General features: G+C 69.3%; 19 protein-coding genes. 8 read left to right on the top strand and 11 right to left on the bottom strand.

What is annotated here, in order from left to right; all coding sequences use genetic code 11:
• Positions 1-78 precede the first annotated feature (78 nt).
• The 3 genes from ACH4YP_RS22990 to ACH4YP_RS23000 all read left to right on the top strand — a co-directional run bounded on the left by ACH4YP_RS22990 (position 79) and on the right by ACH4YP_RS23000 (position 3,146).
• The gene (locus ACH4YP_RS22990; protein WP_398492224.1) at positions 79-567 is read left to right on the top strand and encodes a hypothetical protein; all 489 of its coding nucleotides are present in this window, start codon (positions 79-81) and stop codon (positions 565-567) included.
• Between the two features lie 129 nt (positions 568-696).
• Complete coding sequence (locus ACH4YP_RS22995; RefSeq protein ID WP_398492143.1) at positions 697-2,445, top strand: CocE/NonD family hydrolase; 1,749 nt, start codon at positions 697-699, stop codon at positions 2,443-2,445.
• Positions 2,446-2,501: 56 nt separating this feature from the next.
• Positions 2,502-3,146, top strand: coding sequence for a TetR/AcrR family transcriptional regulator (locus ACH4YP_RS23000; protein ID WP_361054358.1), 645 nt, complete (start codon positions 2,502-2,504; stop codon positions 3,144-3,146).
• Positions 3,147-3,170: 24 nt separating this feature from the next.
• On the opposite strand, the gene ACH4YP_RS23005 is transcribed toward ACH4YP_RS23000, so the two are convergent.
• Positions 3,171-3,947 (bottom strand): enoyl-CoA hydratase-related protein, encoded by a 777-nt coding sequence (locus ACH4YP_RS23005; protein ID WP_361054361.1) that lies wholly within the window; start codon positions 3,945-3,947, stop codon positions 3,171-3,173.
• A 115-nt stretch (positions 3,948-4,062) separates the two neighbouring features.
• Here ACH4YP_RS23005 and ACH4YP_RS23010 point away from each other — a divergent pair, with 115 nt between their 5' ends.
• Together ACH4YP_RS23010 and ACH4YP_RS23015 are read left to right on the top strand one after the other, a co-directional pair.
• Positions 4,063-5,277 carry an acetyl-CoA C-acetyltransferase gene (locus ACH4YP_RS23010; protein ID WP_398492146.1) on the top strand — a complete coding sequence of 405 codons (1,215 nt, stop codon included), beginning with the start codon at positions 4,063-4,065 and terminating at the stop codon, positions 5,275-5,277.
• A gap of 11 nt (positions 5,278-5,288) precedes the next feature.
• Positions 5,289-7,460: a 3-hydroxyacyl-CoA dehydrogenase NAD-binding domain-containing protein gene (locus ACH4YP_RS23015; protein WP_398492148.1), complete on the top strand. Its 2,172-nt coding sequence runs from the start codon at positions 5,289-5,291 to the stop codon at positions 7,458-7,460.
• Between the two features lie 64 nt (positions 7,461-7,524).
• Here ACH4YP_RS23015 and ACH4YP_RS23020 read toward each other — a convergent pair whose 3' ends face one another.
• The 8 genes from ACH4YP_RS23020 to ACH4YP_RS23055 form a co-directional block, all read right to left on the bottom strand.
• Positions 7,525-8,403 (bottom strand): 3-hydroxybutyryl-CoA dehydrogenase, encoded by an 879-nt coding sequence (locus tag ACH4YP_RS23020; RefSeq protein WP_398492150.1) that lies wholly within the window; start codon positions 8,401-8,403, stop codon positions 7,525-7,527.
• Positions 8,400-8,855: a zinc ribbon domain-containing protein gene (locus tag ACH4YP_RS23025; protein WP_398492226.1), complete on the bottom strand. Its 456-nt coding sequence runs from the start codon at positions 8,853-8,855 to the stop codon at positions 8,400-8,402. Before ACH4YP_RS23025 ends, ACH4YP_RS23020 begins: the two co-directional genes overlap by 4 nt.
• 78 nt (positions 8,856-8,933) lie before the next feature.
• Positions 8,934-9,434, bottom strand: coding sequence for a flavin reductase family protein (locus ACH4YP_RS23030; RefSeq protein ID WP_361065372.1), 501 nt, complete (start codon positions 9,432-9,434; stop codon positions 8,934-8,936).
• 10 nt (positions 9,435-9,444) lie between these two features.
• On the bottom strand, positions 9,445-10,827 hold the full coding sequence (locus ACH4YP_RS23035) for an NtaA/DmoA family FMN-dependent monooxygenase (protein ID WP_361065369.1): 1,383 nt from the start codon (positions 10,825-10,827) through the stop codon (positions 9,445-9,447).
• 21 nt (positions 10,828-10,848) lie between these two features.
• Positions 10,849-11,793, bottom strand: coding sequence for an alpha/beta hydrolase (locus ACH4YP_RS23040; protein WP_361065366.1), 945 nt, complete (start codon positions 11,791-11,793; stop codon positions 10,849-10,851).
• A gap of 56 nt (positions 11,794-11,849) precedes the next feature.
• Positions 11,850-14,309 carry a glycoside hydrolase family 2 TIM barrel-domain containing protein gene (locus ACH4YP_RS23045; RefSeq protein ID WP_398492153.1) on the bottom strand — a complete coding sequence of 820 codons (2,460 nt, stop codon included), beginning with the start codon at positions 14,307-14,309 and terminating at the stop codon, positions 11,850-11,852.
• Between the two features lie 172 nt (positions 14,310-14,481).
• Positions 14,482-15,546 (bottom strand): ABC transporter substrate-binding protein, encoded by a 1,065-nt coding sequence (locus ACH4YP_RS23050; protein WP_361065361.1) that lies wholly within the window; start codon positions 15,544-15,546, stop codon positions 14,482-14,484.
• Between the two features lie 46 nt (positions 15,547-15,592).
• Positions 15,593-16,732: an adenosine deaminase gene (locus tag ACH4YP_RS23055; RefSeq protein ID WP_398492155.1), complete on the bottom strand. Its 1,140-nt coding sequence runs from the start codon at positions 16,730-16,732 to the stop codon at positions 15,593-15,595.
• Between the two features lie 183 nt (positions 16,733-16,915).
• Here ACH4YP_RS23055 and ACH4YP_RS23060 point away from each other — a divergent pair, with 183 nt between their 5' ends.
• The 3 genes from ACH4YP_RS23060 (at position 16,916) to ACH4YP_RS23070 (ending at position 22,073) form a co-directional block, all read left to right on the top strand.
• Positions 16,916-17,881 (top strand): AsnC family transcriptional regulator, encoded by a 966-nt coding sequence (locus tag ACH4YP_RS23060; protein ID WP_361065355.1) that lies wholly within the window; start codon positions 16,916-16,918, stop codon positions 17,879-17,881.
• A gap of 301 nt (positions 17,882-18,182) precedes the next feature.
• The gene (locus ACH4YP_RS23065; protein ID WP_361065352.1) at positions 18,183-20,591 is read left to right on the top strand and encodes a glycoside hydrolase family 3 N-terminal domain-containing protein; all 2,409 of its coding nucleotides are present in this window, start codon (positions 18,183-18,185) and stop codon (positions 20,589-20,591) included.
• Positions 20,592-20,627: 36 nt separating this feature from the next.
• Positions 20,628-22,073 (top strand): NtaA/DmoA family FMN-dependent monooxygenase, encoded by a 1,446-nt coding sequence (locus ACH4YP_RS23070; protein WP_398492157.1) that lies wholly within the window; start codon positions 20,628-20,630, stop codon positions 22,071-22,073.
• A 349-nt stretch (positions 22,074-22,422) separates the two neighbouring features.
• Here the strand turns inward: ACH4YP_RS23070 and ACH4YP_RS23075 are convergent, their stop codons facing one another.
• The gene (locus tag ACH4YP_RS23075) at positions 22,423-23,046 is read right to left on the bottom strand and encodes a TetR/AcrR family transcriptional regulator (protein ID WP_398492159.1); all 624 of its coding nucleotides are present in this window, start codon (positions 23,044-23,046) and stop codon (positions 22,423-22,425) included.
• Positions 23,047-23,241: 195 nt separating this feature from the next.
• Positions 23,242-24,702, bottom strand: a complete 1,461-nt coding sequence (locus tag ACH4YP_RS23080; protein ID WP_398492161.1) for an APC family permease — start codon at positions 24,700-24,702, stop codon at positions 23,242-23,244.
• Between the last annotated feature and the right edge of the window lie 698 nt (positions 24,703-25,400).

The raw sequence follows: 25,400 nt of genomic DNA on the forward strand, positions 1-25,400 counted from the left end.
GGTGTCGACGTGATCGCGCCGCGGCTGCCGTGGGGCTGCCGCGCCGACCGTGTCCTGGCCTCCTGACGCACCGAGTTCATCCGCGTGGACGGTGCCCTCGCGTTCGGCGCCCAGGTCAACCGCGTACGCGTGTTCGCCTCCGGCCCGGTCGCCGGCGAACTGCGGACCCGTGCCGCCGAGCGGTCGGTCGCCCCGATCCGTCAGGCGGGCGCCCATCCGACCGCCGGGTTCCTCGCCACCCTCTGTCCGCCGCCCGACCCGACCGGCACCGGACACCTGGACGTCATCCATGAGTTGCTGTTCCGGGGTGCGCCCCCGTCGTGGCCGACCGTGATCGACCGCGGCGCCGCCACCGTCCGGGAAGGGATGGGAAGTCGACCGGCCCGGGGCGAGGGCGAGTTCGATTCCGTCCACGGGTGCATCGCCTCCCACTTGCGTGTCGACGACGGACGGTTTCACCTCGCCGCGGGCATGTCGCTGGGCATCGCCGCCACGGTCGCCCTGTCGAACGGACGCGCCACTGAGGTGCGCCCGGGACGGCATCACTTCGACTGGGGCAGGGTGTGAACCGGGGCTGGACCAGTGCCACACGGGCCCATGCTGTTGACCGGTTCAATTCGTGGTACTAGCGTACACACTTTCGTACTCACCGTTCGTCCCATTCGTACTCACAGTTCGTCCCAAGGGAGTGACGCTGTGACACGTCGTCCACGCCGACGCGGAAGCGGGCCGTTCGCCGCCGCCATGGCGACCGTGCTGGCCCTGACCGGATTCGCCTCCGCCCCGGCGGACTCCACCGACGCGACAACGGCCGAGTTCCCCACGCCCGGACTGCTCGACTCGCCCGCCCCCGAGGCCGTCCACGACTGGCTCGGCTACGACCGGCCGGCTCAGTACGACAGCATCGACTCCGAGGTGCGGGTACCCATGCGCGACGGCACCCGCCTCGCCTGCTACCTCTACCGGCCGGGCCGCGACGGCAAGGCCGACAGCGCCGAACACCCAAGTCTCCTGGTCGACTTCACGCCCTACCAGAAGTACCGCGCCAACCCGGCGAACGTCTACCTCGCCGAGCGCGGCTACAACGTCCTGACCTGCGACGTCCGCGGTTCGGGCAACTCGGCCGGTGACTTCCCCTCCTGGTTCCAGGCCAAGGAGGCCACCGACAACCACGACCTGATCGAGTGGCTGGCCCGGCAGCCCGGCGCCACCGGGGACGTGGGCCAGGCCGGCGCGAGCTACGGCTCCATCACGGCCTACCGAGCCGCCGCACTCAAGCCGCCGCACCTGCGCGCCATAATCCCCATCGTCTCCCCGACGAACATCTACTCGGAGTGGGTGTATCCCGGCGGAGTCCCGTCGATCAACGGCACCTGGTGGGTCAACGGCGGGCCGATCATCGGCCCCGACGACCACACCAGCACGCTCCGCGGCTTCCAGCGGCACCCGCTGTACGACGCGTACTGGAAGCAGGTGGTGACCACCGACAAGCTGCGTGACGTCGAGGTCCCGGCGCTGCACATCGGCGGCTACTTCGACATCTTCAAGAACGGTGGCTTCGACGCCCTCAAGCAGCGGCCCCGGCAGACCTGGCTCCTGAACGGACCGTGGATCCACGGCGGGTTCCTGCAGATCCCGGGGCTGGATCCGGCCCGTCAAGGTGTCGACTCCCCGAACGCGATCTCGTTCTCCGTAGTGCTGCAGTGGTTCGACCACTGGCTGGCCAAGCGTCCCGGGGCACAGCTGCCCCCGGACCGCGTGATCAGCTACGCGTCGACCTCGGCCAAGGCGTCGGGCAGTTGGCACGCCTTCGGCCGGTGGCCCTCGGCGGGGGAGTCGGACACGCGCCTGTACCCGACGGCCGACGGCGCACTCGCCGACAGGGCCCCCGCGCGCTCCGCACTGAGTTACCCGGTCAACCCGATCGACGGTCCGTCGGCCGACGTCATCGGGACCCTGCCCTACGAACCGAGCCAGAACCAGGCCGCGGCCGAACAGAAAAGCGTCCAGCCCAACGGCCGCTACACGAGCAACCGCACGACCTTCACCCTCCCGGCCTTCACCGCGGACACCACCCTCGCCGGCCCGGTCACGCTCCACCTGAACGCGTCGATCGACGCACAGGACACCTACTTCGTCAGCAAGCTGGAGACCGTCCTGCCGGACGGTCGCGTCCTGCCGATCGAAACGGGATATCTGCGGGCGCAGTCGCGGGACGGCCTGGAGAACGCCAAACCCGTGACCCCGGGCATGCCGACCCAGTACACGGTCCCGCTCGGCCAGACCCACTGGAGGTTCAAGCCCGGAGAGAAGCTGCGCGTCACGATCGGCGGCGGCGACAGCCCTCGTATCGTCCCCACCAACCCCGCGGGCAACGTCACCGTGCACCTGGGCGGTGGGACCTACGTGGAACTGCCCGTGCTCGGGCAGGACGTGAACCCGTAGACTCGTGGACGACGTAGTGAGCGCTAGTTCAGTCGATCACGGGGAGCCGGGCAGCCATGACGGAGACGGTCGCGGACCTGCGCGCGGACGGGTACACGGACTGGCGGGTCTACGGGACGCTGGAGCTGCCGCCGATCCTCACGCACGCCCTCGACGCCATCGTGGAGCAGGGCTACCACGCCACGACCGTCCGCGACCTCGCCCGCCGCGTGGGCGTCACCGTCCCGGCTCTCTACTATCACTACGCCAACAAGCAGGCCATCCTCGTGGAACTGCTGCTCGGTTCACTCAGGTCAGTCCTCGGGCGGTGTCGCGCGGCGGTCGAGGAGGCGGGCGAGGATCCCGTCGACCGCTTCTGCGCGCTCGTCGAGTGCATCGTGCTGTTCATGACCCACCGGGCCCCGCTCGCCTTCCTCGACACCGAGACGCGCAGCCTGGAGCCCGGAAACCGGGAACAGTACGTGGACCTGCGCGACGAACTCGAAGGGCTGATGCGCGACGCCGTGCGCGACGGCTCGGAGGCCGGTGTCTTCACCGTCCCCGTACCGGTGGACGCCGGTCGCGCCGTTCTCGCGATGTGCCAGGCGGTGGCCCAGTGGTACCGCCCCGACGGCCCGCTGACCCCACCGGAGATCGCGGACCGGTACGTCACCATCGCGCTCTTCACCGTGGGCCACCGCCCGGAACATCCACGGCGCTGAGCGTGGACGACCTGGCGGCGGGCCCTACCTCCCCGTGAACTTCGCGTCCCGCCGGTCGCGGAACGCGGCGACGCCCTCCGTGAAGTCGTCACTGCGCAGCAACGCGGCCTGCCCCTCCCGCTCGTTCTCCAGGGCGCGCGTCAACTCCGGCAGCGCCGCTTCGTCGACCGCCCGCTTGATCCGGGCGTACGCGAGCGGTGGTCCCGACGCGAGCCGGGCGGTCATGGCGGCCACCGCCTCGTCGAACTCCGCGTCGTCCACCACCTCCCCGATGAGGCCCCACTCCGCCGCGGTGGGCGCCGGGATCCGCTCACCGAGCATTGCCATCCGCATCGCGCGGGCCCGGCCGATCGCGGCCGGAACGAAGGCGGTCGCGCCCGCGTCCGGCATCAGTCCCACCCCCGCGAAGGCGAGCAGGAAGTAGGCGGAGCGGCGGGCGATCACCAGGTCACAGGCGAGGGCGAGTGAACAGCCGGCGCCCGCCGCCGCCCCGTTGACCGCGGCGAGGACCGGCTTGCCGGTACGGCGCACGGCCAGCGCCGCGCGGCCGGCGGCCTCCACCGTGTGCGCGTCCACGACGGTGCCGAGGTCGGCGCCGGCGCAGAACGCCCGCCCCTCGCCGGTCAGTACGACGACGCGTATGCCGTCGTCCGCGTCCGCCTCGTCGAGGGCGTCGGCGAGGTCGGCGAAGCCGGTGGTGCCCAGGGCGTTGAGCCGTTCCGGGCGGGCGAGGGTGAGGCGGAGCACGGCGCCGTCCCGGAGGACGCCGATGCCGCCGGGCGTGATGGTGCCGTCGCTCATGTGCTGCCGTTCCTCGGGGGAGTAGGATCGTGAGTTTTACTTAGCGCTCGCTAATGAGAGTAGCATCGGCGCTGATAACTTAGCGATCGCTAGGTCAATAGGGAGGGCGAAGGCGATGAGCACCGAGGCCTATATATACGACGCGATCCGTACCCCGCGCGGTCGCGGCAAGCGGAACGGGGCCCTGCACGGCACCAAACCCATCTCGCTCGTCACCGGCCTGATCGACGCCCTGCGCACACGACACCCCGACCTCGACCCGGGCCGTATCGAGGACATCGTGCTGGGCGTCGTGTCCCCCGTCGGCGACCAGGGCTCCGACATCGCCCGCACCGCCGCGCTGGCGGCCGGGCTGCCGGACACGGTGGCCGGCGTGCAGCTCAACCGGTTCTGCGCCTCCGGTCTGGAGGCGGTCAACGTCGCGGCCCAGAAGGTCCGTTCGGGCTGGGAACAGCTCGTGCTCGCGGGCGGTGTGGAGTCCATGTCCCGGGTGGCGATGGGCTCGGACGGCGGAGCCTGGTTCAACGACCCGGCGACCAGCTACGACACGTACTACGCGCCGCAGGGCATCGGCGCCGACCTGATCGCCACCATCGAGGGTTTCAGCCGCGAGGACGTGGACGCGTTCGCCGTACGTTCCCAGGAGCGCGCCGCGGCGGCCTGGTCCGGCGGGTACTTCGCCAAGTCCGTCGTCCCGGTCACCGACCAGAACGGGCTCCTGGTCCTAGACCGGGACGAGCACATGCGGCCCGGCACGACGGTGGAGGCGCTCGGCAGGCTCAAGCCGTCCTTCGCCGCCGTCGGCGACCTGGGCGGCTTCGACGCCGTCGCGCTGCAGAAGTTCCACTGGATCGAGAAGATCGACCACGTCCACCACGGCGGCAACTCCTCCGGAATCGTGGACGGTGCCGCCCTCGTCCTGATCGGCAGCGAACAGGCGGGCCACGACCTGGGGTTGACCCCACGGGCCCGGATCGTCGCGACGGCCACCTCGGGCGCGGACCCGACGATCATGCTCACCGGTCCGACCCCCGCGACCCGCAAGCTGCTCGCGCACACCGGTCTGACGGTCGACGACATCGACCTGTTCGAGATCAACGAGGCGTTCGCGTCCGTGGCGCTCAAGTACGCCAAGGACATGGGCATCCCCGACGAGAAGCTGAACGTCAACGGCGGCGCGATCGCCATGGGCCACCCCCTCGGAGCCACCGGCGCCATGATCACCGGAACCATGGTCGACGAGCTGGAGCGCCGTGGCGCCCGCCGTGCCGTGGTGACCCTGTGCATCGGCGGCGGCATGGGCGTGGCCACCCTCATCGAGCGTGTGTGAAAGGGCAGTTGATGAACAGCACCATCCGCTGGGAGCAGGACGCCGACGGCGTCGTCGTACTGACCCTGGACCACCCGGAGCAGTCGGCCAACACCATGACCGAGGCCTACGCGGCGTCGATGCGCACCGCCGTGGACCGCCTGGAGGCCGAGCGCGAGAGCGTGCGCGGCGTCATCGTCACCTCCGCCAAGAAGACCTTCTTCGCGGGCGGCGACCTCAACGACATGCTGGCCACCGGGCCCGAACAGGCCGCCGCGTTCTTCGCGTTCATGGAAGGCGTCAAGGCCGATCTGCGCCGCCTGGAGACGCTGGGCCGGCCGGTGGTCGCGGCGATCAACGGCGCCGCGCTCGGTGGTGGCCTGGAGATCGCCCTGGCCTGCCACCACCGCGTGGCACTCGACGTGAAGGGATCGAAGATCGGTCTGCCCGAGGCCACCCTGGGGCTGCTGCCCGGCGCGGGCGGTGTCACCCGCACCGTACGGATGCTGGGCGTGACACGGGCCCTGGACAGCATCCTGCTGGACGGCCGTACCTTCACTCCCGCCGCGGCCGTCGAGGCGGGCCTCGTGGACGAACTCGCCGCGACACGCGAGGAGTTGCTGGCCTCGGCCCGCACCTGGATCACCGCGCACCCCGATGCCGTACAGCCCTGGGACTGCAAGGGCTTCAAGCTGCCCGGCGGAAGCCCGGCCGCCGGGCCCCTCGCCGCCGTACTCCCGTCACTGCCCGCCACCCTGCGCGCGAAGGTGAAGGGCGCGAACCTGCCCGCGCCCCGCGCCATCCTCGCCGCCGCCGTCGAGGGCGCCCAGGTCGACATCGACACGGCACTCACGATCGAGTCGCGGTACCTGACGAAACTGGTCACCGGCCAGGTGTCGAAGAACATGATCAAGGGCTTCTTCTTCGACACACAGCACATCAAGGCCGGCGGCAGCCGCCCCGACGGCCACCCGCACGGCACGGTCCGCAAGGCCGTGGTCGTCGGCGCGGGCATGATGGGCGCCGGCATCGCGTACGCGTGCGCCCGGGCGGGGATCGACGTGGTCCTCAAGGACGTCACCGCCGAGGCCGCTACCAAGGGCAAGGCCTACTCGGAGCGGCTGCTGGACAAGGAGGTGGCGCGCGGACGCACGAGCCGTGCCGAAGCGGACCTGCTGCTGGCGCGCATCCACCCCACCGCGGACACCTCCGATGCGGCCGGCGCCGACCTCGTCGTCGAGGCCGTCTTCGAGGACCCGGCTCTGAAGAAGAAGATCTTCGGCGAGATCGAAGCCGTCGTCGACCCCGACGCGCTCCTCGCCTCCAACACCTCCACCCTCCCCATCACGGACCTGGCCCAAGGGGTGGACCGCCCGGCGGACTTCATCGGGCTGCACTTCTTCTCGCCGGTCGACCGGATGCAGCTCGTCGAGATCGTCGTGGGGGAGAAGACGGGCGACGCGGCCCTCGCACGGGCCGTCGACTTCACCCGGCAGATCGACCGGACGCCCGTCGTCGTGGGCGACGGACGCGGCTTCTTCACCACCCGCGTCATCCTCACCTTCCTCGACGAGGCCGCCGCCATGATCGGCGAGGGCATCGCCCCGGCCACCGTCGAACAGGCGGGCCTCCAGGCCGGTTACCCGGCCGCGCCGCTCCAACTCTGGGACGAACTGACGCTCACCCTGCTGCGCAGGATCCGCGAGGAGACCAGGGCGGCCGTCCTCGCCGAGGGCGGGACCTGGGAGCCGCACGGCGGCGAGGCGGTGATCGACCGCCTGGTCGGCGAGTTCGACCGCGCCGGACGCTCCACGGGCGGCGGCTTCTACGAGTACGACGCGGACGGCCGCCGCACCCGCCTGTGGCCCGGCCTCACCGAGCACTTCGGGCAGGACAGCGAGCGCGCCGAGGACGTGTACTTCGAGGACCTCAAGGAACGCATGCTGTTCGCCGAGGCCCTGGAGTCCGTCCGCTGCGTCGAGGACGGCGTGCTGCGCAGCGTCCCGGACGCCAACGTCGGCTCGCTCCTGGGCATCGGCTTCCCGCCCTGGACGGGCGGGGTCCTCCAGTACATCAACGGCTACGAGGGCGGCCTGCCCGCCTTCACAGCCCGGGCCCGCGAACTCGCCGACCGCTACGGCCCCCGCTTCGAGCCGCCCGCGCTGCTGCTCGCCAAGGCCGCGGCGGGGGAGACCTTCGCGTAGTCCACGGCTGTGGGGCGGACCCTGACATCAGGGTCCGCCCCACAGCCGTAACGCGTCGGGTGGTTCAGGCGTGGTACGTGTAGAAGCCGCGTCCGGTCTTGCGCCCGAGGGTGCCGGCGGCGACCATGCGGCGCAGCAGGGGCGGCGCCGCGTACAGCGGCTCCTTGAACTCCTCGTACAACGACTCCGCGACGGACTGCGCGGTGTCGAGGCCGATCAGGTCCAGCAGGCGCAGCGGTCCCATGGGGTGGGCGCAGCCGAGGACCATGCCGTTGTCGATGTCCTCGGCGGAGGCGACGCCCGACTCCAGCATGCGGACCGCGGACAGCAGATAGGGCACCAGGAGCGCGTTGACGACGAACCCGGAGCGGTCGGGAGCCCGGACCACGGTCTTGCCGAGCGTGTCCGAGGCGAAGACCGACGCGCGCTCGACGGTGGCGGCCGAGGACAGCTGGGTGGGGATGACCTCGACGAGCCGCTGCACCGGCACCGGATTGAAGAAGTGCATACCGACCACGTGCTCGGCACGGCCGGTGGTCACCGCGAGGTCGATGACCGGGAGGGACGAGGTGTTCGTCGCGATGATCGCGTCCGGGCTGTCCAGGTACTTGTCGAGCGCCGCGAAGGTCGCCGTCTTCGCGTCGCGTCGCTCGGCCACCGCCTCGACGACCAGTTCCCGGTCGGCGAAGGCGCTCAGGTCGTGGGTGAAGCGGAGCCGGGCCAGGGCCGCGTCACGGTCGTGCTCGGTGAGCTTGCCGCTGCGCACACCGCGCTCCAGCGAAGCGGTGACCCTGGCCCGTCCCGCCGCGACGGCATCCGGGCCGACCTCGCCGACCAGGACGTCGAGGCCCGCGCGGGCGCACACCTCGGCGATCCCGGAACCCATGAGACCGCAGCCGACGACACCGACCCTGCTCACCGTGCTGTTGTTCTTCGCGGTCATCGGTTCCGGCCCCCGTACGCGTCGTCGCGGACTTCGAACACCGGCTCCCCGCGCACCGGGTCCTCGATGACGCAGAGACGCACGAGGCAGCCGGGCCGGACCGAGCCGAGCGGGCCCTTGACGCGGCCGCGCACGGTGAACCCTTCGGCCATCGCGATGATGGACACGTTGCGTGCGGCCGGGGTGTTTCGGTGGGCGACGGTGCAATGGCGTACGACGCCCGTGCCCACGCTGCGCTCGGTCCGCAGATCGCTCGACGCGCAGGCCCGGCAGAGCAGCCGATGGTATGTGGCGGTGCTGCACCAGCGACACCGCTGGAAGAAGAGGGACTCCTCGGCCGGTGCGCCGGCCCGGGTGTCGGCGCTGCTCCGGGGTGAAGCGGTGGTGTCGTTCTCTGACGTGTCGGGGTCGAGCACTCCCGCCGCGATCCCGAATCCTGACTGGAACACGATGGCATCTCCCTGCGCGGCTCAGAATGTATGGCACTTCGTGCCATGTGCTGTGCTGATGTGGCTGCTGTGCGCCCGTGGTCAGACGGCCACGGGCGTGTGGAACTGCGAGTTGTGGAAGACCAGCGGCAGTTGCTCGGGGTTCGTGTTCGTGGCGAGCACTTCCAGCACGATGACCCGGTGGTCGCCGGCCGCGTAGTCGTGGACCACCCGGCACTCCAGGAGAACGGGCGATCCGTTGATCAGCAGGGCCCCGGAGTCGAGTTCGGTAACCTCGATCCCGCGGAACCGCGCGGCCTTGTCCTTCCCCGCCAGTTGGTGAACCCGCGCACTGTGACTGATGCCCAGGACGGACACACCCAGGCGTTCCGCGCGGGCCAGCACCGGCCAGGTCGTCGAGGTGTTCTGCACCGCGAACAGGCACATCGGTGGCTCCAGACTCACGCCGACCGTGAAGGAGGACGCGACGAGCACCGTGGGTTGGCCGTCGACGGTCGCCGCCAGCGCGGCGACCCCCGAGGGGTACGCGCCGAACGTCCGCCGCAGCAGCTTCGTATCCGAGGGTTCATGAAGAAGCGACACGGCTGATCCCCTAACTGTCGGCTGTCGCCGTCGTCTTGAACGTGAGCTCCGCCCCGGGGTGCGTCGCCGCCACACGGGGCCCCGCGCCGAGAATCTGCTCGCGCAACGTGACGTCCTCACGGGTGGGCCGCATCAGACCGCGCTTCAGCAGCTCCGGCCTGAGCAGGTCGATGAAGTCGTCGTGCGTTCCGGGGGTGATGTGCTGCTGGACGAGGAACCCGTCGGCGCCGGTGGCGGCGACGAAGGCCTCGACCTCGTCGGCGACCTTCTCCGGGGTGCCGACGAAGGTGGTGCCGTTGATCCCGTGCTGGCGGAACTCCTCCAGGATCTCCCGGACGGTGGGGCCGTTGCCGTCCGGTGAGCGGAAGCGGTCGAGGTTGGTCTGGCCGATCTCGCTCGCCACCTCCGGGAGCGGCTTGTCCAGGTCGAACTGGAGCATGTCGACACCGGTCGACCAGGCGAACGTCGCCGCCGCGTGCTTCAGGGTCGAGAAGCCGAGCAGGCTGTCGTACTTGCGCTGGGCGTCGGCCTCGGTGGTGCTCACGACGAAGCCGGCGCCGACGACGAACTTGACGGAGTCCCGCGGCCTGCCGATCTCTTCCGCGCGGTCCCGGATGGCGGTGATGTTGCGGGCGACGACCGCCGGATCGCCGCCGCCGACGAAGACGCACTCGGCGTAGCGGGCGGCGAAGTCACGGCCGGCCGTGGAGGTGCCCGCCTGGAGGAGCAGAGGGGTGCGCTGCGGCGAGGGGGGAAGGGTGAGGATGCCCTTGGTCCGCAGGTACTTGCCCTCGTAGGTGACCTGGCGGACGCCGTCGGGTTCGGCGTAGACGCCTGCCTCCCGGTCCACGCGCAGGGCGTCGTCGGCCCAGGAGCTCTCCCACAGGCGCAGGCAGATCTGCAGGTAGTCGTCGGCCTGGAGATAGCGCTCGTCGTGCGGGATCATCGGCTCGCCGAAGAGCGCCGTGGACGACGACTGGCCGCCGCCGCTGACGATGTTCCAGCCGATGCGTCCCTTGGTGAAGTGGTCGAGGGTCGCGAAGCGGCGGGCGAGAGCGGCGGGCTTCTCGTGCGTCGTGCTGTTGGTCAGCACGACGCCCAGCTTGGAGGTGGCCGCGGCGATCGCCGACACGATGGTGATCGGGTCCGCCATGGGGATGTTGTAACCCGCTTCCACGGCGAAGGGGATGAGCTCGCCGTCGAGCGTGGGGTAGCCGTAGGTGTCGGCGAAGAAGAGGAAGTCGAACCCGCCTGCCTCCAGCTTCTGGGCCAGTCCGGTCCAGTGGTCGATCGTCAGATAGTCGGTCTGGGTGTTCGAGGGGTCTCGCCAGCTGGAGCCGATGACTCCGTTGGGGCTCAACGCCTGGAACGCCGCGAAGATCAGTGGGCTCATGTGTCTCTCTCTTTGGGTCGTTCAGCGCTGCAGGTAGTCGGCCATGCGGTCGAGCGTGGAGCGGGTCTCCGGCAGGAGCGGCAGCATGCTGAGATGTCCGTGGATGACGCCGGACGCGAAGTACCGTTCGACGTGCAGGCCGTCCCGCTCGGCCCGGGCCAGGACGGCCTCGGCCGGGGGCCGCAGGTCGTCGTACTCGCTGAGCACGACGAGCATCGGCGGGAGTTCGCCGAGCGACGGCATGTTCTCGAACGAGAGGTACGGGATGTCGGTCTCGCCGGCGGCATAGGTGTGGAAGATGCCGCCGATGGCTTCCTGCTCGAAGCGGAAGAGCGGGGGGATGCCCGCCATCAGCTTCTCGTGCCGCTCGTCGGTCGTGAACGTCGCGCTGAGGGCCGGGTACACCAGGATCAGCCGGGCCGGCACGCGTTCCCCGTTGTCCCTGAGCTCCAGGGTGGCCGCGACCGTCAGGTTCCCGCCGGCGGAGGCGCCGCCCAGGACGACGGTGTCGGCGTCGACGCCGAGTTCGGCCGCGTTGCGCAGCGTCCACCGGAACGCCTCGGCCAAGGCACGGTGAAGCGTGGGGTAGCGGACGGTCGAGCCGTTGGCGAGGGGGTAGTCGACCGATACGACGACCACGTCGGCGCGGGCGCACAGGTCCCGGCTGACGGTGTCGGCCTCGTGGTCGTCCAGGGTGCCCGCGACGAAGCCGCCTCCGTGGGCCCACACGAACGCACGCCGCCCGGGGCGGAAGCCGCCGGCGGGCGTGTACACCCGCACCCGCAGCCCCTCGAACCCGGCGACGGCCTCGTCGCGTACCTCCACGTCGGGCTGGTCGTAGGGGCGGTCGTCACTGAACACCTTGGTGAATCGGTCCCAGAGGGCCTCGTCCGCGTTGAGGGCTTCCTCCCGGGTGACGTCGGCGACCAGGGCCACCTTGTCGGCGAGATACGGATCGAGCGGCATGAGACTCCTCGGTCTGCTTCGTGTGTCGACAGGACGGGGGCGAGTACGTGGTGTCGTCAGGCCTCGACGGCGTGCACGACGGCGGTGGTCTCGGGGCAGCCCTCGGCGCGGACGCGGACGTGGATGTCGCCGGGGCCGGTGGGCCGGACGACGGCCATGGCGCGGCCGTCGAAGGTGGTGCAGCTGTCGGCGTCGAACCGCTCCTCGGTGTGGGTGCGCCCGGTGCCCAGCCCCGCCAGCACACCTGGCCCGGTGACGTCCACGCGGACCTGACGGTCCCGGTGACCGGCCGGGTTCCCCTCGCCGTCGCGCAACTCGACCGACACATAGGCGAGATCCTTGTCGTCCGCGCGGATCTCGGGCCGGTCCGCCGCGACCGTCAGCCGCAGGTCGGCACCGGCACTGCGCAGCACGCACCGCCCCGTCTCGACGCCCGCCCGGTAGGCGACCGCCGTCAACTCACCGGGCCGGTACGCCGATTCGAAACGGGCGATACAGGCTTTGTGTCCGCCGACCTGGATCCGCTCCAACGGCACGCCGTCGAGAAGCAGTTCCACTTCGTCGGCGGAGCTGTAGACGTCGATGGTGACCGGCGAGCCCGCCTCGACGTCCCAGCTCCAGCTGGAGACCGCGTCCGCCCAGGACCACGGGGTCTGGAACATCGCGCGCCCGTGGAACTGCGGCCGGTGCACGGCGATGTACGGCTGCTCACGCAGCCCGAACACGGTCTCCCGGTAGTACGACATCGGACGACGGTGACCGGTGATGTCGATGTCGGCGCAGCCGGCGGTCAGCGCCGGGAACACGTCGTGGATGCCACCGAGCATGTCCTCCTTCGGGCCGTCGTCCAGGTAGTCCGTCCGCCCGACCCCCGACTCCCCGAGGTAGTCCCAGCCGGTCCAGGTGAAGTCGCCCAGCACATGACTGTTCTCCGTCACCAGCCGCCACAGCTCGTCGATGTGACCCGGGAAGGTCTCCGTGCCGAGGACCAGCCGGTTCGGGAAGGCGAGGGCGTCGGGTACGTACCGGGCGTCGCCGTAGTTGATCCCGGACACGTCGAGTACGGCGTGCGACTCCTCGGTCCGCTCGCTGACCAGTTGCGACGCGCTGAACTCGTTGATCTTCTCGCCCAGCGCGGTGATCAGGGAGTTGATGTCGGTGGGGCCCTCGGTCGAGCCGACGACCAGGGAGGGCAGCTCGTCCGGTACGGCGACCAGGCCGTTCACGGCGTTGGTGACGAACCGTGTGTCGTCCAACTCCCGTACCTTCTCGGCGAGTCGGCGTCCCCAGGTCGAACCGACCGGACTGCCCACCTCGAAGATCTCGTTGCCGATGGAGTACATGATCACGCTTGGATGGTTGAAGTCCTTCGTGACCATCGACTCCACGTCCCGTTCCCACCACTCGGGAAACGCCAGCGAGTAGTCGAACGGCCGCTTCGGCTTGGTCCAGACGTCGAACGCCTCGTCCAGGACGAGCATTCCCAGCCGGTCGCAGGCGTCGAGCGCCGCGACGCTGAGCGGATTGTGGGCGCTGCGCACCGCGTTGAAGCCCGCCGCCTTGAGGATCTCGATACGACGCTGCTCCGCGCGCGAGATGGCGGCCGCGCCCAGCAGACCCGTGTCGTGGTGGATGCACGCGCCGCGCAGCTTCACCGTCCGGCCGTTGATGCGCAGGCCCCGTGCCGGGTCGAGCTGGAGGTCACGGATGCCGAAGGTGGTGTGCTCCTCGTCCACCGCCTCGTTCACGGCCTCGTCGCTGTCGCAGTCGCTCAGGGTGGTGCGGGCCACATAGAGGTTCGGCGAGTCGACGTCCCAGAGGGCCGGCCGCGGAACGTGCAGGCGCAGCCGCGCCGACGCGCTCGTGCCCGGCAGCAGTGTGAGGGGTGTGGTGCCTTCGGCGACCGTGATTCCGTCGGAGCCGGCGACGGTCGTGGACACCCGCATCGTCCTGGTGGAGCGTTCCTCGTTGACCACGGTCACCGCGACGACGACCACGGCGAGTTCGTCGTCGACCTGCGGGGTGGTCACGCGGACGCCGTCCACGGCGATGTGTACCGGGTCTCCGACGATCAGATGTGTGTCACGGTGGATTCCGGCACCCGAATACCACCGCGAATCAAGGTGTGCACGGGTTTCCACCCGGATCGAGTTCGGCTGCCCGTAGCGCAGATACGGGTCGCACTTGATGTGGAACCGGCTGTATCCGTTCGGCCGTTGGGCGACGAACTCCTCATTGATGTACACGACGGCGTCCCGGTAGACGCCTTCGAACTCGATGAAGACGCTCTTGTCACGGAATACTTCGGGCACGTCGAAAATCTTGGAGTACTGGAAGTAGCCACCCGGGAAATAACCCGTGTGGGCGCCCTCGGAATCCGTCGCACTGCGCGCCAGGTTCCGCACGGAATCGTGCGGGAGGGTTACTTTCACATCGTCTTCGCCACCCACGGCGCTGGCGAAACTCGTCTCGGCGGGGCCTGCGGTCCAGCCGCGATTGAAAGACTGGCGGAACATCCAGTTCGTCCTTTGAGAAGATGCGCTCCGGAAAAGGAGTCACAGATCTGCGGTCTCGACGGCGTATGCCGGTGCGGGCGATCGACCCGCCCTGGGCACCGGCCGCCGTTCTGCGGTGCCCAGGGGTGATCCCACGTGACGCTCCGAGCGTCGGTGGAGGACGTGCGAGCCGTTACTTGGGCACGTAGGCGTTGGTGACCAAGGACGTCGCGTCGAACTTCTTGAGGGGCTTACCGTTGGGCCCCGCCAGGACTCCCTGCTCGATCATCCAGTCCGCATAGGTCTGCCATTTCTTGACCGACTGGGTGCCGATCGGACCGTAAGGATTGAGCAGGCTCTTTGCCTCGCGGGTGGAGACGTAGTCAGCCACCTTCTCGTTGATATTGGCGTTCGGGAACTGGGCCATCAGCGCCTTGGTCGCGCCCTTCGGATCGTCGATCGCGCCCTGATACCCCTCGCTCAGTGCTTTCACCAGGCCGCGGGCGACTTCAGGATCCTTCTGAAGGAAGCTGTTGCTGGCCAGCGTGAGGAGACCGGACACCTGCGGGACGCCGTAGTCGGTCGACACGAAGCTCTTGTACTTCACACCGCTCTGGGCGAAGTTGTACTCCTGGTCGGGCCAGGTGACCGCCATGTCGACCTTCTTGGTCTTCAGCGCATCGGTGGACCCGACCTGAAGGACCACGGGCTTGACCTTGCCCTTCCCTCCTGCGTCCGTGATCATCGCGTTGATTATCGCGATTTCGAGCGGGCTGCCGTATCCGCCGTACACCTTGCCCGCCAATTGGGCGGGCGAGGTGATGCCGGACGATTTCAGGACCGTGACGGCGGACGGGTCCTGGGACATCGCCGAGAAGATCGCCTTCAGCGGTGCCCCCGCGGCGACGGTCGTCAGGGCCGTCGCGTAGTTGCTGGTGAAACCGGCGTCCGCCTGTCCGGCCGAGATGAGGGCGTCGGAAGCCGTGCTGCCGACGGGGAGGATCTTGAGCTTGATCCCCTGCTTCTCGAACAGGCCCTTCTGCATCGCGTACGCGAGCCCGCTGTGCGTGGGGTTCGGCAGAAAGTCGAGCGCGAACGTGACAGTGGTGAGCTTGGACTTGGTGCCGGATCCGGCGTCGTCCCCGGAGCCGCTGTCGGAACATGCCGTCAGCGTGAGCGCGCCGACGGCGAGAGCGGATCCGAGGCGAAGGGCGGAGCGACGCGAAAGCGGTGCGCCTACCCGTGTGTTTCTGGCCATGATGAGCACTTCCTTCTGGCTGTTCCGGGGGAGGGGGGCACCCGTTTCACGAGGGATTCTTGTAGGGCCTGTCTGCCGGTGCGGTCTGCACCGCTCGGGCCGTCAGCCGGCTGATCTCATGGGCGAACTCTCGCCGAAGAGATGCTTTGTCGCTCTCGTCGAGCCACGTGGCGGATATGGCGTCGAGCGATGACTGCACGAGATCGCCGGCGCTTGTTCCGTACCAGTCCGCGATGAGACCGTATTCGGTTCCGATGTCGGTGTGGACCATCGATTTGTCGTCGGTCCCGGGGACCAGCCAGACGCCATTGCGCAGCATCGTGCCGATCGGGTGAGTCTCGGGCCGACTGTATTCGGGGAGGGCGTCTCCGGCGACCAACTGCGTGATGGTGGGGCAGACGGTGAACGGGATACCCGACTCCGCGGCACGTCGAAGGACGGGTTCGTCCTCGATGACGGGGTAGCCGTGGTCTATACGGTCGCAGGCCAGGAGATCTGTGTAGACAGAGTACTCAGCGGCGCCGTATCGCACGTAGTGCGCTGTGCGCTTGAAGCCGTACCTGCTTGCGCGACGGTAGACGTCGGCGAAGTGGATGGGGCGATGTTCGTCGAGGAATTCGGGTCCGTCAAGTCCGATCCCGATGAATTCCTCACGCCGGTGCGCGATCAGCTCGTCGAGCATTTCCTCGGCGTACGAGACCGGCTCGTCGCGCATGACGCACGCGATGAAGTTGGTCCGCACGCCGAAATCGGCCTCGGCGGATCTCGCGCCGTCGATCAGTCCGTCCTGGATCTGGGTGAAGGACATACCGGTGCGGGCGAGCGCGGTCGGATTCACGAAGAGTTCGAGATATCGGAGGTTCGAGGCGCGTACGTCGTGAGCCACGATCCCGTACACGGCGTCGCTGAGATCGCGAGGGGTCCGCACGAGCACCCCCAGCAGCTCCAGCGCGTCGAAGAAGGCCTGCTCCCGCGTGTCACCCCTGTGCTGCCGCAGGTCGAACGCGGCCTCGATCGCCGACCGGCTGGTACTCGACTTGTTGCGCCTCGCCAGCTCGACAGCGGTGTCGCGATCGATCGAGCCGGTGAGGTGACAGTGCACCTCGACCTTCGGCAGTGCCTGGGACAGCTCCCGGACGTCCATGTCCGCGACGTCGAACGAATGCGGCTTGCCCGGTCCGTTCATGAGCACTCTCACCTCCGTTCGCGTCGGCTAAACCTGCCGAAGTGGCTGTACTATGACAGAAACCGCGAGCCTGGGGAAGAGGGTTCTTGCGGGTCCGTATACAGATGTGACGGCTGGATTCGTCCGGGGCGGAGCCGACGGCACCGTCTAAACTCCCCGGGACGTCACCAAGGGGAGGTCGATGTGCTCGACGCCGTTGACGACATGATCGTCGCCGCGCTGAGGAACGACGGGCGGGCGACCGTCCGGTCGATCTCGAAGCTGGTCGGACTCCCGGAGACCACCACCCGGGCCCGGGTGAACAGCCTGCTGGAGTCGGGCCGGGTCAGCGTCATCGCCGTCCTTCACCCCTCCGTTGATCCCAGTGAGATCACGCTGTACATCCGTGTCCGGCTGTCCTCGGGCTGGGCGTCGCAGATCGCGGACTCCGTCCTCGGGCACTCCTACTGGCTGGCGGAGATCGTCGGGGAACCCGAGGTGATCGCCACGTTCGACGTGACGTCGCTGAGTCACGCCGCCCGGTTGACCGACGAGATCGCCCAACTGCCCTTCGTGTCCATGGTCACGACGGACCCGGTGCTGGGGGTCTACATGGGTGCCGGAACGCCCGACGAGGCGGGCGGCGAAGCGGGGCTGTGGCCCGCCAGGGACGAAACGCGACTCGACGCCCAGGACCGCCAGCTCATCCGCTCCCTCCAGGTCGACGGGCGTGCCACCTACACGGCACTCGCCCGGTCGGCGGGCCTGTCGCTCTCCCAGGCGAGGCGGCGCGTCCTCGACCTCATCGACTCCGGTGCCATCCGGATATGGACGACGGTCCAGGCGGCCGATCACGATCTGGCCCGGGCCGTGATCGATCTGACCGTCAACCCCAAGACCCTCATGACCGCGGTCGAGCGCCTCGTCCGACGTCCCGGTGTCGTCTCGGTCTCGCGCATGTGCGGGGCCTCGGCGCTCGCGGTCGATGTCGCCGCCGGCGACACGGTGGAACTCGGTCAACTCGTCGGCGACATCTCCGCGCATCCCGATCTCGTCAGCGTCCGGGTGCACCGGATCCGCCTTCTGCGGCGTCAGCTCCAGCAGCGGCTCCGTAGCACTCCCGACCCGTCCTCGGATGAGGATCCGGCCAGGTCGGAAGCCTTGGACTAGTCCCGGTCCGGCGACCTGGTCCCGGCCGTCAGGAGGGTAAGAGGCGGCGGCCCGCGGTGCGGACCCGTCTCGTGTGTCCGTCCGGCCTGAGTGACGTCGTTCGCATATCGGTACGATTACACGTACCGACGTACTCTGTCACGTACTCGCACCCCATCCCTTACAAGCCGGAAACGCGAGGCCCTCGCCATGACGGCCGCCGTTGGTGTTTTATGTCGTGAGACCGGACGCCTGAACGAAAACGCCAATACTTATGGCGGAGCGTGTTCGCGTTCGTCCGACAACCGTTGAGGAGCGTCCCATGCCCCGGTCCGTCGAGGATCTGCTCAGCCGGCTGACGTTGGAGGAGAAGGTCGCCCAGCTCAGCGGCCCCGGCTTTCCGCAGCTGGCGCCTCTGTTCGCAGCACCCCCTGACGATCCCGGCGTATCGCTGGGCAAGGGTTTCCAGGAGATCGCACCCCATGGAATCGGGCACCTCGCGATGCTGGGCAGCTTCTGCCCCGACCTGGACGACCTCTCCTCCTTCTTCCGGTCGGTGCAGGACGCCGCGATGACCTGCGGACGCTTCCCCATCCCCGCGCTGATCCACCTGGAAGCGCTCAACGGCCTGGTCCACCCGGGCGCGCCGACCTACCCCACCGGAATCGGACAGGCCGCCACCTGGAACCCCGCCCTGACAGGCCGCATGGCGACGCACACCCGGGAACGGATGCGCGCGATGGGCGTGCGTTTCGCCCTCTCCCCGGTCCTGGACATCAGCCGCGACCCGCGCTGGGGACGCGTCCACGAGACATACGGCGAGGACCCGGACCTGTCGGCCGCCTTCGGCGTCGCCTTCGTACGCGGCATGCAGAGCGAGGACCTGCGCCAGGGCGTGGCCGCCTGCGGCAAGCACTTCATCGGTTACGCGGCCTCGCAGGGTGGCCTGAACTGCGGCGGCGTGAACCTCGGGCCACGCACCCTCAGGGAGCAGTACGCCCGGCCCTTCGAAGCGGCCATCCGCGAGGCGGGACTCGCCACCGTCATGAACTCGTACGCGGAGGTCGACGGCCTTCCCGTCGCCGCCGACCCGGAAAAGCTCGGCACGCTGCTGCGCGACGAACTCGGCTTCACCGGCGTCGTCGTCAGCGACTACGCCTCCCTGGACCATCTGACCGTGCTGTTCCACCTGGCCCCGAACCTGAAGGAGGCGGGCCGGATCGCCCTCGGCGCGGGCATCGACGTGGAGTTCCCCGAGTTCCGGGCCTTCGCGGACCTGGCGGAACTGGTGCGCGAGGGCACCCTGGACGAGTCGGTCGTCGACCGCTCGGCCCGGCGCGTCCTCGAACTCAAGGAACGCCTCGGGCTGCTCGACCACCTGCTGACTCCGGCCACCCCGGTGACGGCCCTGCCGGCCGGCACCACTCCGAAGGCCGAGGTGGAGCTGGACCTGAGCCGCGCCATCGCGGCCGAGGCCGTCGTGCTGCTGCGGAACGACGGAGTCCTGCCGCTGCGCCAGGCGCCCGGGCGGGTCGCCGTGATCGGCGAACTCGCCGCACAGGTCCGCGTGCACTACGGGGCCTACAGCGGAGTCGCCGCGCACGAGTCGACCGTCTCCGGGTTCGACGTGGACTTCGAGGGCGGCGGCCTGGACGACGTGCACGGGATGCGACTCATCCCCACGCCCGGCTTCCCACAAAGCTTCGAGAAACTGGCGCGCGAGGTGGAACCGCACGCGGTCGGCGTGAGCGACGCCCTGGAAGCGCTGCTGGAGGATCCGGCCCTGCTGGTCCGCGCCCCGTTCGGCGGCCCCGAGGCCACTACCCCGGACGACCTGGCCCGCGCCACCGACGCCGCCACCGGGGCGGACGTCGCCATCGTGGTCGTCGGCGAACGCACCGGCTGGGTCGGCGACGTGACGGCCGGCGAGCAGGTCGACCGGCAGGACCTGCGCCTGCCCGGCGACCAGGAAGCCCTGGTCGAGGCGGTCGCCGCGACGGGCACACCGACCGTGGTCGTCGTGATCAGCGGACGCCCGCTCCTGCTGGACCGGGTGACCGGCCACGCGAACGCCGTCCTGTGGGCACCGCTGCTCGGCCCCGCCGCCGGCCCGGTCCTGGCGGACGCCCTCCTGGGCCGCACCGCACCGGCCGGACGTCTGCCCGTCTCCTTCCCCGCGTCGATCGGCCAGCTCCCGGTCTTCCACGGGAGTCGCGCGGGCAGCGGCTACGACACCCCCGGCGGCGCCGAGGTCACCTACGTCGACGGCCCGGCCCGCCCCCTGTTCCCCTTCGGGCACGGACTGACCTACACGCACTTCACCTACGCCGCCGCCCGCCCCGCCGCCCGCGAGGTCATGGCCGGCGGTGACATCGAGGTGAGTGTCGACATCACCAACAGCGGTGACCGGGACGCCGACGAGGTGGTCCAGCTCTACGCCCGCGATGTGGTCGCCTCCACCGTGCGCCCGGTGCGGCAGCTCCTGGCGTTCACCCGCGTGCACATCCCCGCCGGGGCCACCAAACGCGTCCGCCTGACCGCCCCGGTCAACGCGCTCGCCCTCATCGACCCGCACGGTCTGCTCGTCGTCGAACCCGGAGAGGTCGACCTCATGATCGGCGCGAGCTCCTCGGACATCCGTGCGCGCACCACGCTCACCATCACGGGAGCGGTGACCGGCGTCCCCCGTGACGGCCGATTCCTCGGCAGCGCGGACGAACCTTCCTTGTAAACAGCCACAGTTGAGCAGTAGTTGGAGGTAGTGGACATGAGTACTGAGCGAGAGCCACTCAGTTTCGGAGTCATCCAGGGTCTGAGCATGGCGGGCCTGGTCACCGGCATCTGGGCGCACCCGGAGAACACGTCGGGGGAGTTCCTCACGCTGGACTACTGGACGAAGCTGGGCCGCAAACTGGAGGAGGGAGGCATCGACTTCCTGTTCCTGGCCGACCAGTTCGCCTATCCGCTGAAGAACGGCACGATGGCGGAGCGCGCGGTCGAGGACGCGGTCGCCTTCCCCATGGGCGACCCGCTGGTCGCCCTGTCCGCCATCGCGGCCGCGACCTCCCGGCTCGGACTGGTGGCGACGATGTCCACCATGACGGAGCCGCCCGCCCACATCGCCCGCCGGCTCTCGACGCTCGACTCCCTGAGCGGCGGGCGCATCGGATGGAACATCGTGACGGGCGCGAACCAGGAGTCCACCACGCGCCTGTTCGGCACCGCGATACGGCCGCATGCCGAACGCTATGCGATCGCGGACGACTTCCTGGAGGTGACCCTCAAGCTGTGGGAGGGCTCCTGGGAGGACGACGCCGTCGTCAACGACAAGGTCAGGCGGATCTACGCCGATCCCGCCAAGGTCCACGAGATCAAGCACGAGGGGCCCTACTTCAAGTGCGAGGGCGCGCTTCCCGTGCCGCCGTCCCCGCAGCGCACTCCGCTGCTCTTCCAGGCGGGCACGTCGAGCGCCGGCCGCCGGTTCGCCGCCAAGTACGCCGAGGCCGTCTTCATCCCGGGCAGCCACCCGGAGAAGGCGATCGCCGACATCGCGGCCATCCGCAGCCTGGCGCAGGACGAGTTCGGGCGCGACGCCGACGCGATCAAGTTCGTCTGCGGCGCGCTGTTCATCACCGGCGACAGCGCGGAGGAAGCCGTACGACGGCGTACGGAGATGGCCGGCTACTCGACGCTGGAGTCCGCCAAGCTGGAGTGGTCGTACCACACGGGCATCGAGCTGACCGACGCCGACATGGACAAGCCCATTCCCGGCAGCCGGCAGACGACGCCGGACAGTTCCAAGTCGCTGGTCGAGAAGTACGAGAGCGGCAAGGGCGCCGAGCGGCAGCCGCAGACGATCGGCGAGATGCTGGAACACCTGAGGGTCCACGGGACGACCGGGCTGGGGTTCGTCGGCACTCCCGAGCAGATCGCCGACGAGGTCGAGGAGTTCGTGGACCGCACGGGCGTCGACGGCTTCCTCATCGAGCCCTTCACCACACCGGGCACCTATGACGACTTCGTCGACCGGATCCTGCCCGTCCTGCGGGAACGGGGTCTCGCCAGGACGGCGTACCAGGGTGACACCCTGCGCGAGCACCTGTTCGGCGTCGACCGGGTGAGGCTTCCCGAGAGTCATGTGGGGGCGTCGTTCCGGCACGGGGCCGCGGCGGCCGTGCCCCCGAAGCCCGCCGACGCGGCTGGGGGCAACTGACGAGGTTCCGCGGCCTGGAGCCAGCCGCCATGGGTGTGGCATCCAGCGCTGCACCCCCTGTCGTCGCAGGTCGGGCGGGCGCGGCGGCCGGAGGGAGGACGCGAGCGCGTCGTGGATCCGGGACCGGCCCTGTCGGCCGCGGTCGAGCCGGATACGTGGGGGCGCGAAGCGAGATCCGAAGCCGTTGCTGCGGTGGGCCGTGAAGTCCCACCGCACTTGCGCGCGGGAGATGACCCGGGCCGCCACGCATGCCGCTCCCGGGGTCACTGGGTTGTGCACCACCGCTTCTCACCAGGCCGGTGTGCGCGAACCGCACGGGTTGCGCGTTCACCGAGTCAACTGTTCGGTGTCACACGGCTGTGCGGCCCTGTCGCCACGCCCCGAGCAGCGATTCGGCGAGTTCGGCCGAGGCGCGTTCCGCCGACCAGCCGAGTACCTCGGTGAGGTCGACCACGACCCGCTCGTCGAACATCGTGATCCACAACAGGACGGCGTAGTCGACGTCGATCGGGCTCAGGAACCTGCCGAGTTCGGGGTCGGCGGCCAATGCCTCGATGGCGCCGGTGAGGACCGCGTTGAAACGCTGTGTGAGGTGGTCTTCACTGTCGTCCCGCAGGCGCGCGAGATATCCGCGCGCGCTACGAATGTGAGTGGCCGAACGGCCCCAGCTCATCGCACCGCGAACCCACTGATCGCAGATGGAGTGGAACGCGGTGAGCGGATCGACTTCGCCGGCACTCGCGCTGATTCGTTGGAGAAGGTCGGCGAACAGGGCTCTGTAGTAGGTGTCGAACACGTCGTGGACGTCGCTGAAGTGGCGATAGACCGTCGCTGTCGAGACGCGGGCCTGACGGGCCAGGTCGGGGAGCGTGAAGGTGGTTCCCTGCTGGGCGAGCAGTTCGCCCGCGGCATCGAGCAAGCGTTGGTGCGTGCGCGCCGAGTCGGCGCGAGTCGCGGAACCTGGCGTCGACACGGCGTCAACGCTATCACCGTCCTCGGACGACAGGCCTTGAGCCGAGCTCTCGCACCAGGTCACGGGCCCGCGGACCGACTTCGGGACCACGAGAGTCGGGGCGGTGGCCGGGGCCGGTACGTCGACCCGAGCCCCACGACATGCCGCCGCCGAGCCGGATCCATCGACGAACGCTCTCACCCCGGCGGTCGGGGCCTACACAGGACTCTCCGTGTTCTGATCGGTGGCCGCCGACGCGGCACGGGGCCGCAGGTGTGCCACCAGGATGCCTCCGAGCACGGCGAGGACCAGAGCGGCACCCGCGACGAACCCGAGAACGTCGGAGCCGCCCATGAGGAGAGGCAGGTTGCGGATCATGATCGTCAGGACCACGGCCAGACCGAGCGCGCCGAGGCCGGGAGCGATGAGGCTGTTCCACGGCCGCGGGTCGACCGGGTTGCGCCGGAAGAAGACGAGCACCGCGCAACAGGTGAGCAGCATGAGGAGGACGATCCCGACCGCCAGGATGCCACCGAACCACGTGGCCACCTGCACGACGGGGTCGAGTCCCACCGCGACGCAGACCGCGATGAACACGGCGCTGATGACGGTCTGCATGTTCGACGCGAACCCGGGCGACCCGTGACGAGGGTGCGCCTGTGCCAGCCTCGCGGGCAGCACCTCGGTGTTGCCGAGGTTGAAGTAGTAGCGTGCCAGCACGTTGTGCAGACTGAGGACGCAGGCGAGCGCGCTGGTCACGATCAGGACGCTCACCACATCCGCGGTCACCTTGCCCGCGAAGTTCTGCGCCGTGTCCATGAACATCGTGCTGGGATCCTTCGCCGCCCGGCCCACGACCCCGTCGTCACCCCACGCGGTGACCATCAGCCAGGCCGTGACGGTGTAGAAGCCGCCGATCAGGGCCAGCGCCAGATACGTCGCCCGCGGGATGGTCCGCTGGGGGTCACGGACCTCGTCGCGGTAGATGGCGGTGCTCTCGAAACCGACGAACGCTCCGATGGCGAACATGAGCGCGAGGGCCGGCGAGCCCGAGGTCATCGCCGAGAGGTGCACGACCCCCGACGAGTAGCCCTCCGGGCCGTTCTTGACGAGGACCGCGGCATCGACGACGACAACGACGACCACCTCGGCGATGAGCAACACTCCGAGAACCTTGCCGGACAGGTCGATCCGCCGGTAGCCGAGGAAGCCGACGAGCGCGATCACCGCCGCTGCCCACACCCACCACTTTCCGGCGGGGAGGCCGTACTGCACCATCAGGTTGCTGATCGCCTGACCGATGAAGCCGAGGATGCCGAACATGTTGGCGGTGTAGGTGACCAGGGCGAGGAATCCCGCCCCGACCCCGAGCCTGCGTCCCAGGCCTCGTGTGACGTAGGTGTAGAAGGCGCCGGCCTCGCCGACGTGCGGGGTCATGGCCACGAATCCCACCGCGAACAGGGCGAGGATCACTGTCGCGGCTATGTAGGCGGCGGGGTACCCGGGGCCGTTGCCGACCAGAATGCCGATCGGCGTACTCAGGGCCGCGACCGTGAGGGGTGCGGCCATCGCGAGCACCATGAACGTCAGTGTGCCGAGACCGATGGAGCCTGAGAGTTTGCGGTCGGTACTTGCTCCGGGGGGCGCTGACGTGGGCTTTCCCAGCGATTGGCTCATTGGATCTCCTGGGTTGTCGGAGCCGGCTTCCGAGACGTCACCTTCGGCAGGGGGTCGGCGGAACCGGGGGAGCCCGTCGTGTGGAGGTCATCCGGGGATGAGCGCACACGTGGTTGTTGCTGCCCCGAGCCTTGCCGTCGAGCATTCAACGTCTCGGTATGCGAGGAGGCGTTCCTTTATGCGAGCCATACCGTGGCGGTGGATGGGGTGGACTGTCAAGCAACTTGCGGCATTTCCCATGGCCTGGGTGCAAAATCCAAGGAGGGAGTCAAGGTGCTCCACGCCATCCTCTTTGGGTACCGAACCCGCATGCCGAAGCCTATTGTCCCGACCGGTTCAATGCTCTACGGTGCAGACCAATGGTCCAACCCGTACGGCGAGCGGTCTCACCTGTCGGCTGCTGCCGCGAGTGAACCGAGACAGGTCTGATCAGGACGCGGGCGCGAGCGTGTGGCCCAGGTTCCGCGCAACGCTTTGCGCGCGCCGCCCGCGGGAGGCGCCGGGCACCGTTGCCCGGGCGTTCCCCGTATCCGCGGATCGCGGTGAGAACGGGGAGGAGCCCAGGCCGGCTCCCTCCGGACTCACGCAGGACGAGTGCGAGCCGATCGGCCCCCGGTGGCCGTCGCCCGCGGCATCCCGTTCCCGGCCATCCGGGTGCAATGACATCCCGAGGCCCTGCGGCCCCGGCTTCCGGTGGT

Source organism: Streptomyces sp. NPDC020747, assembly GCF_044334695.1.
Classification (GTDB): Bacteria; Actinomycetota; Actinomycetes; order Streptomycetales; family Streptomycetaceae; genus Streptomyces.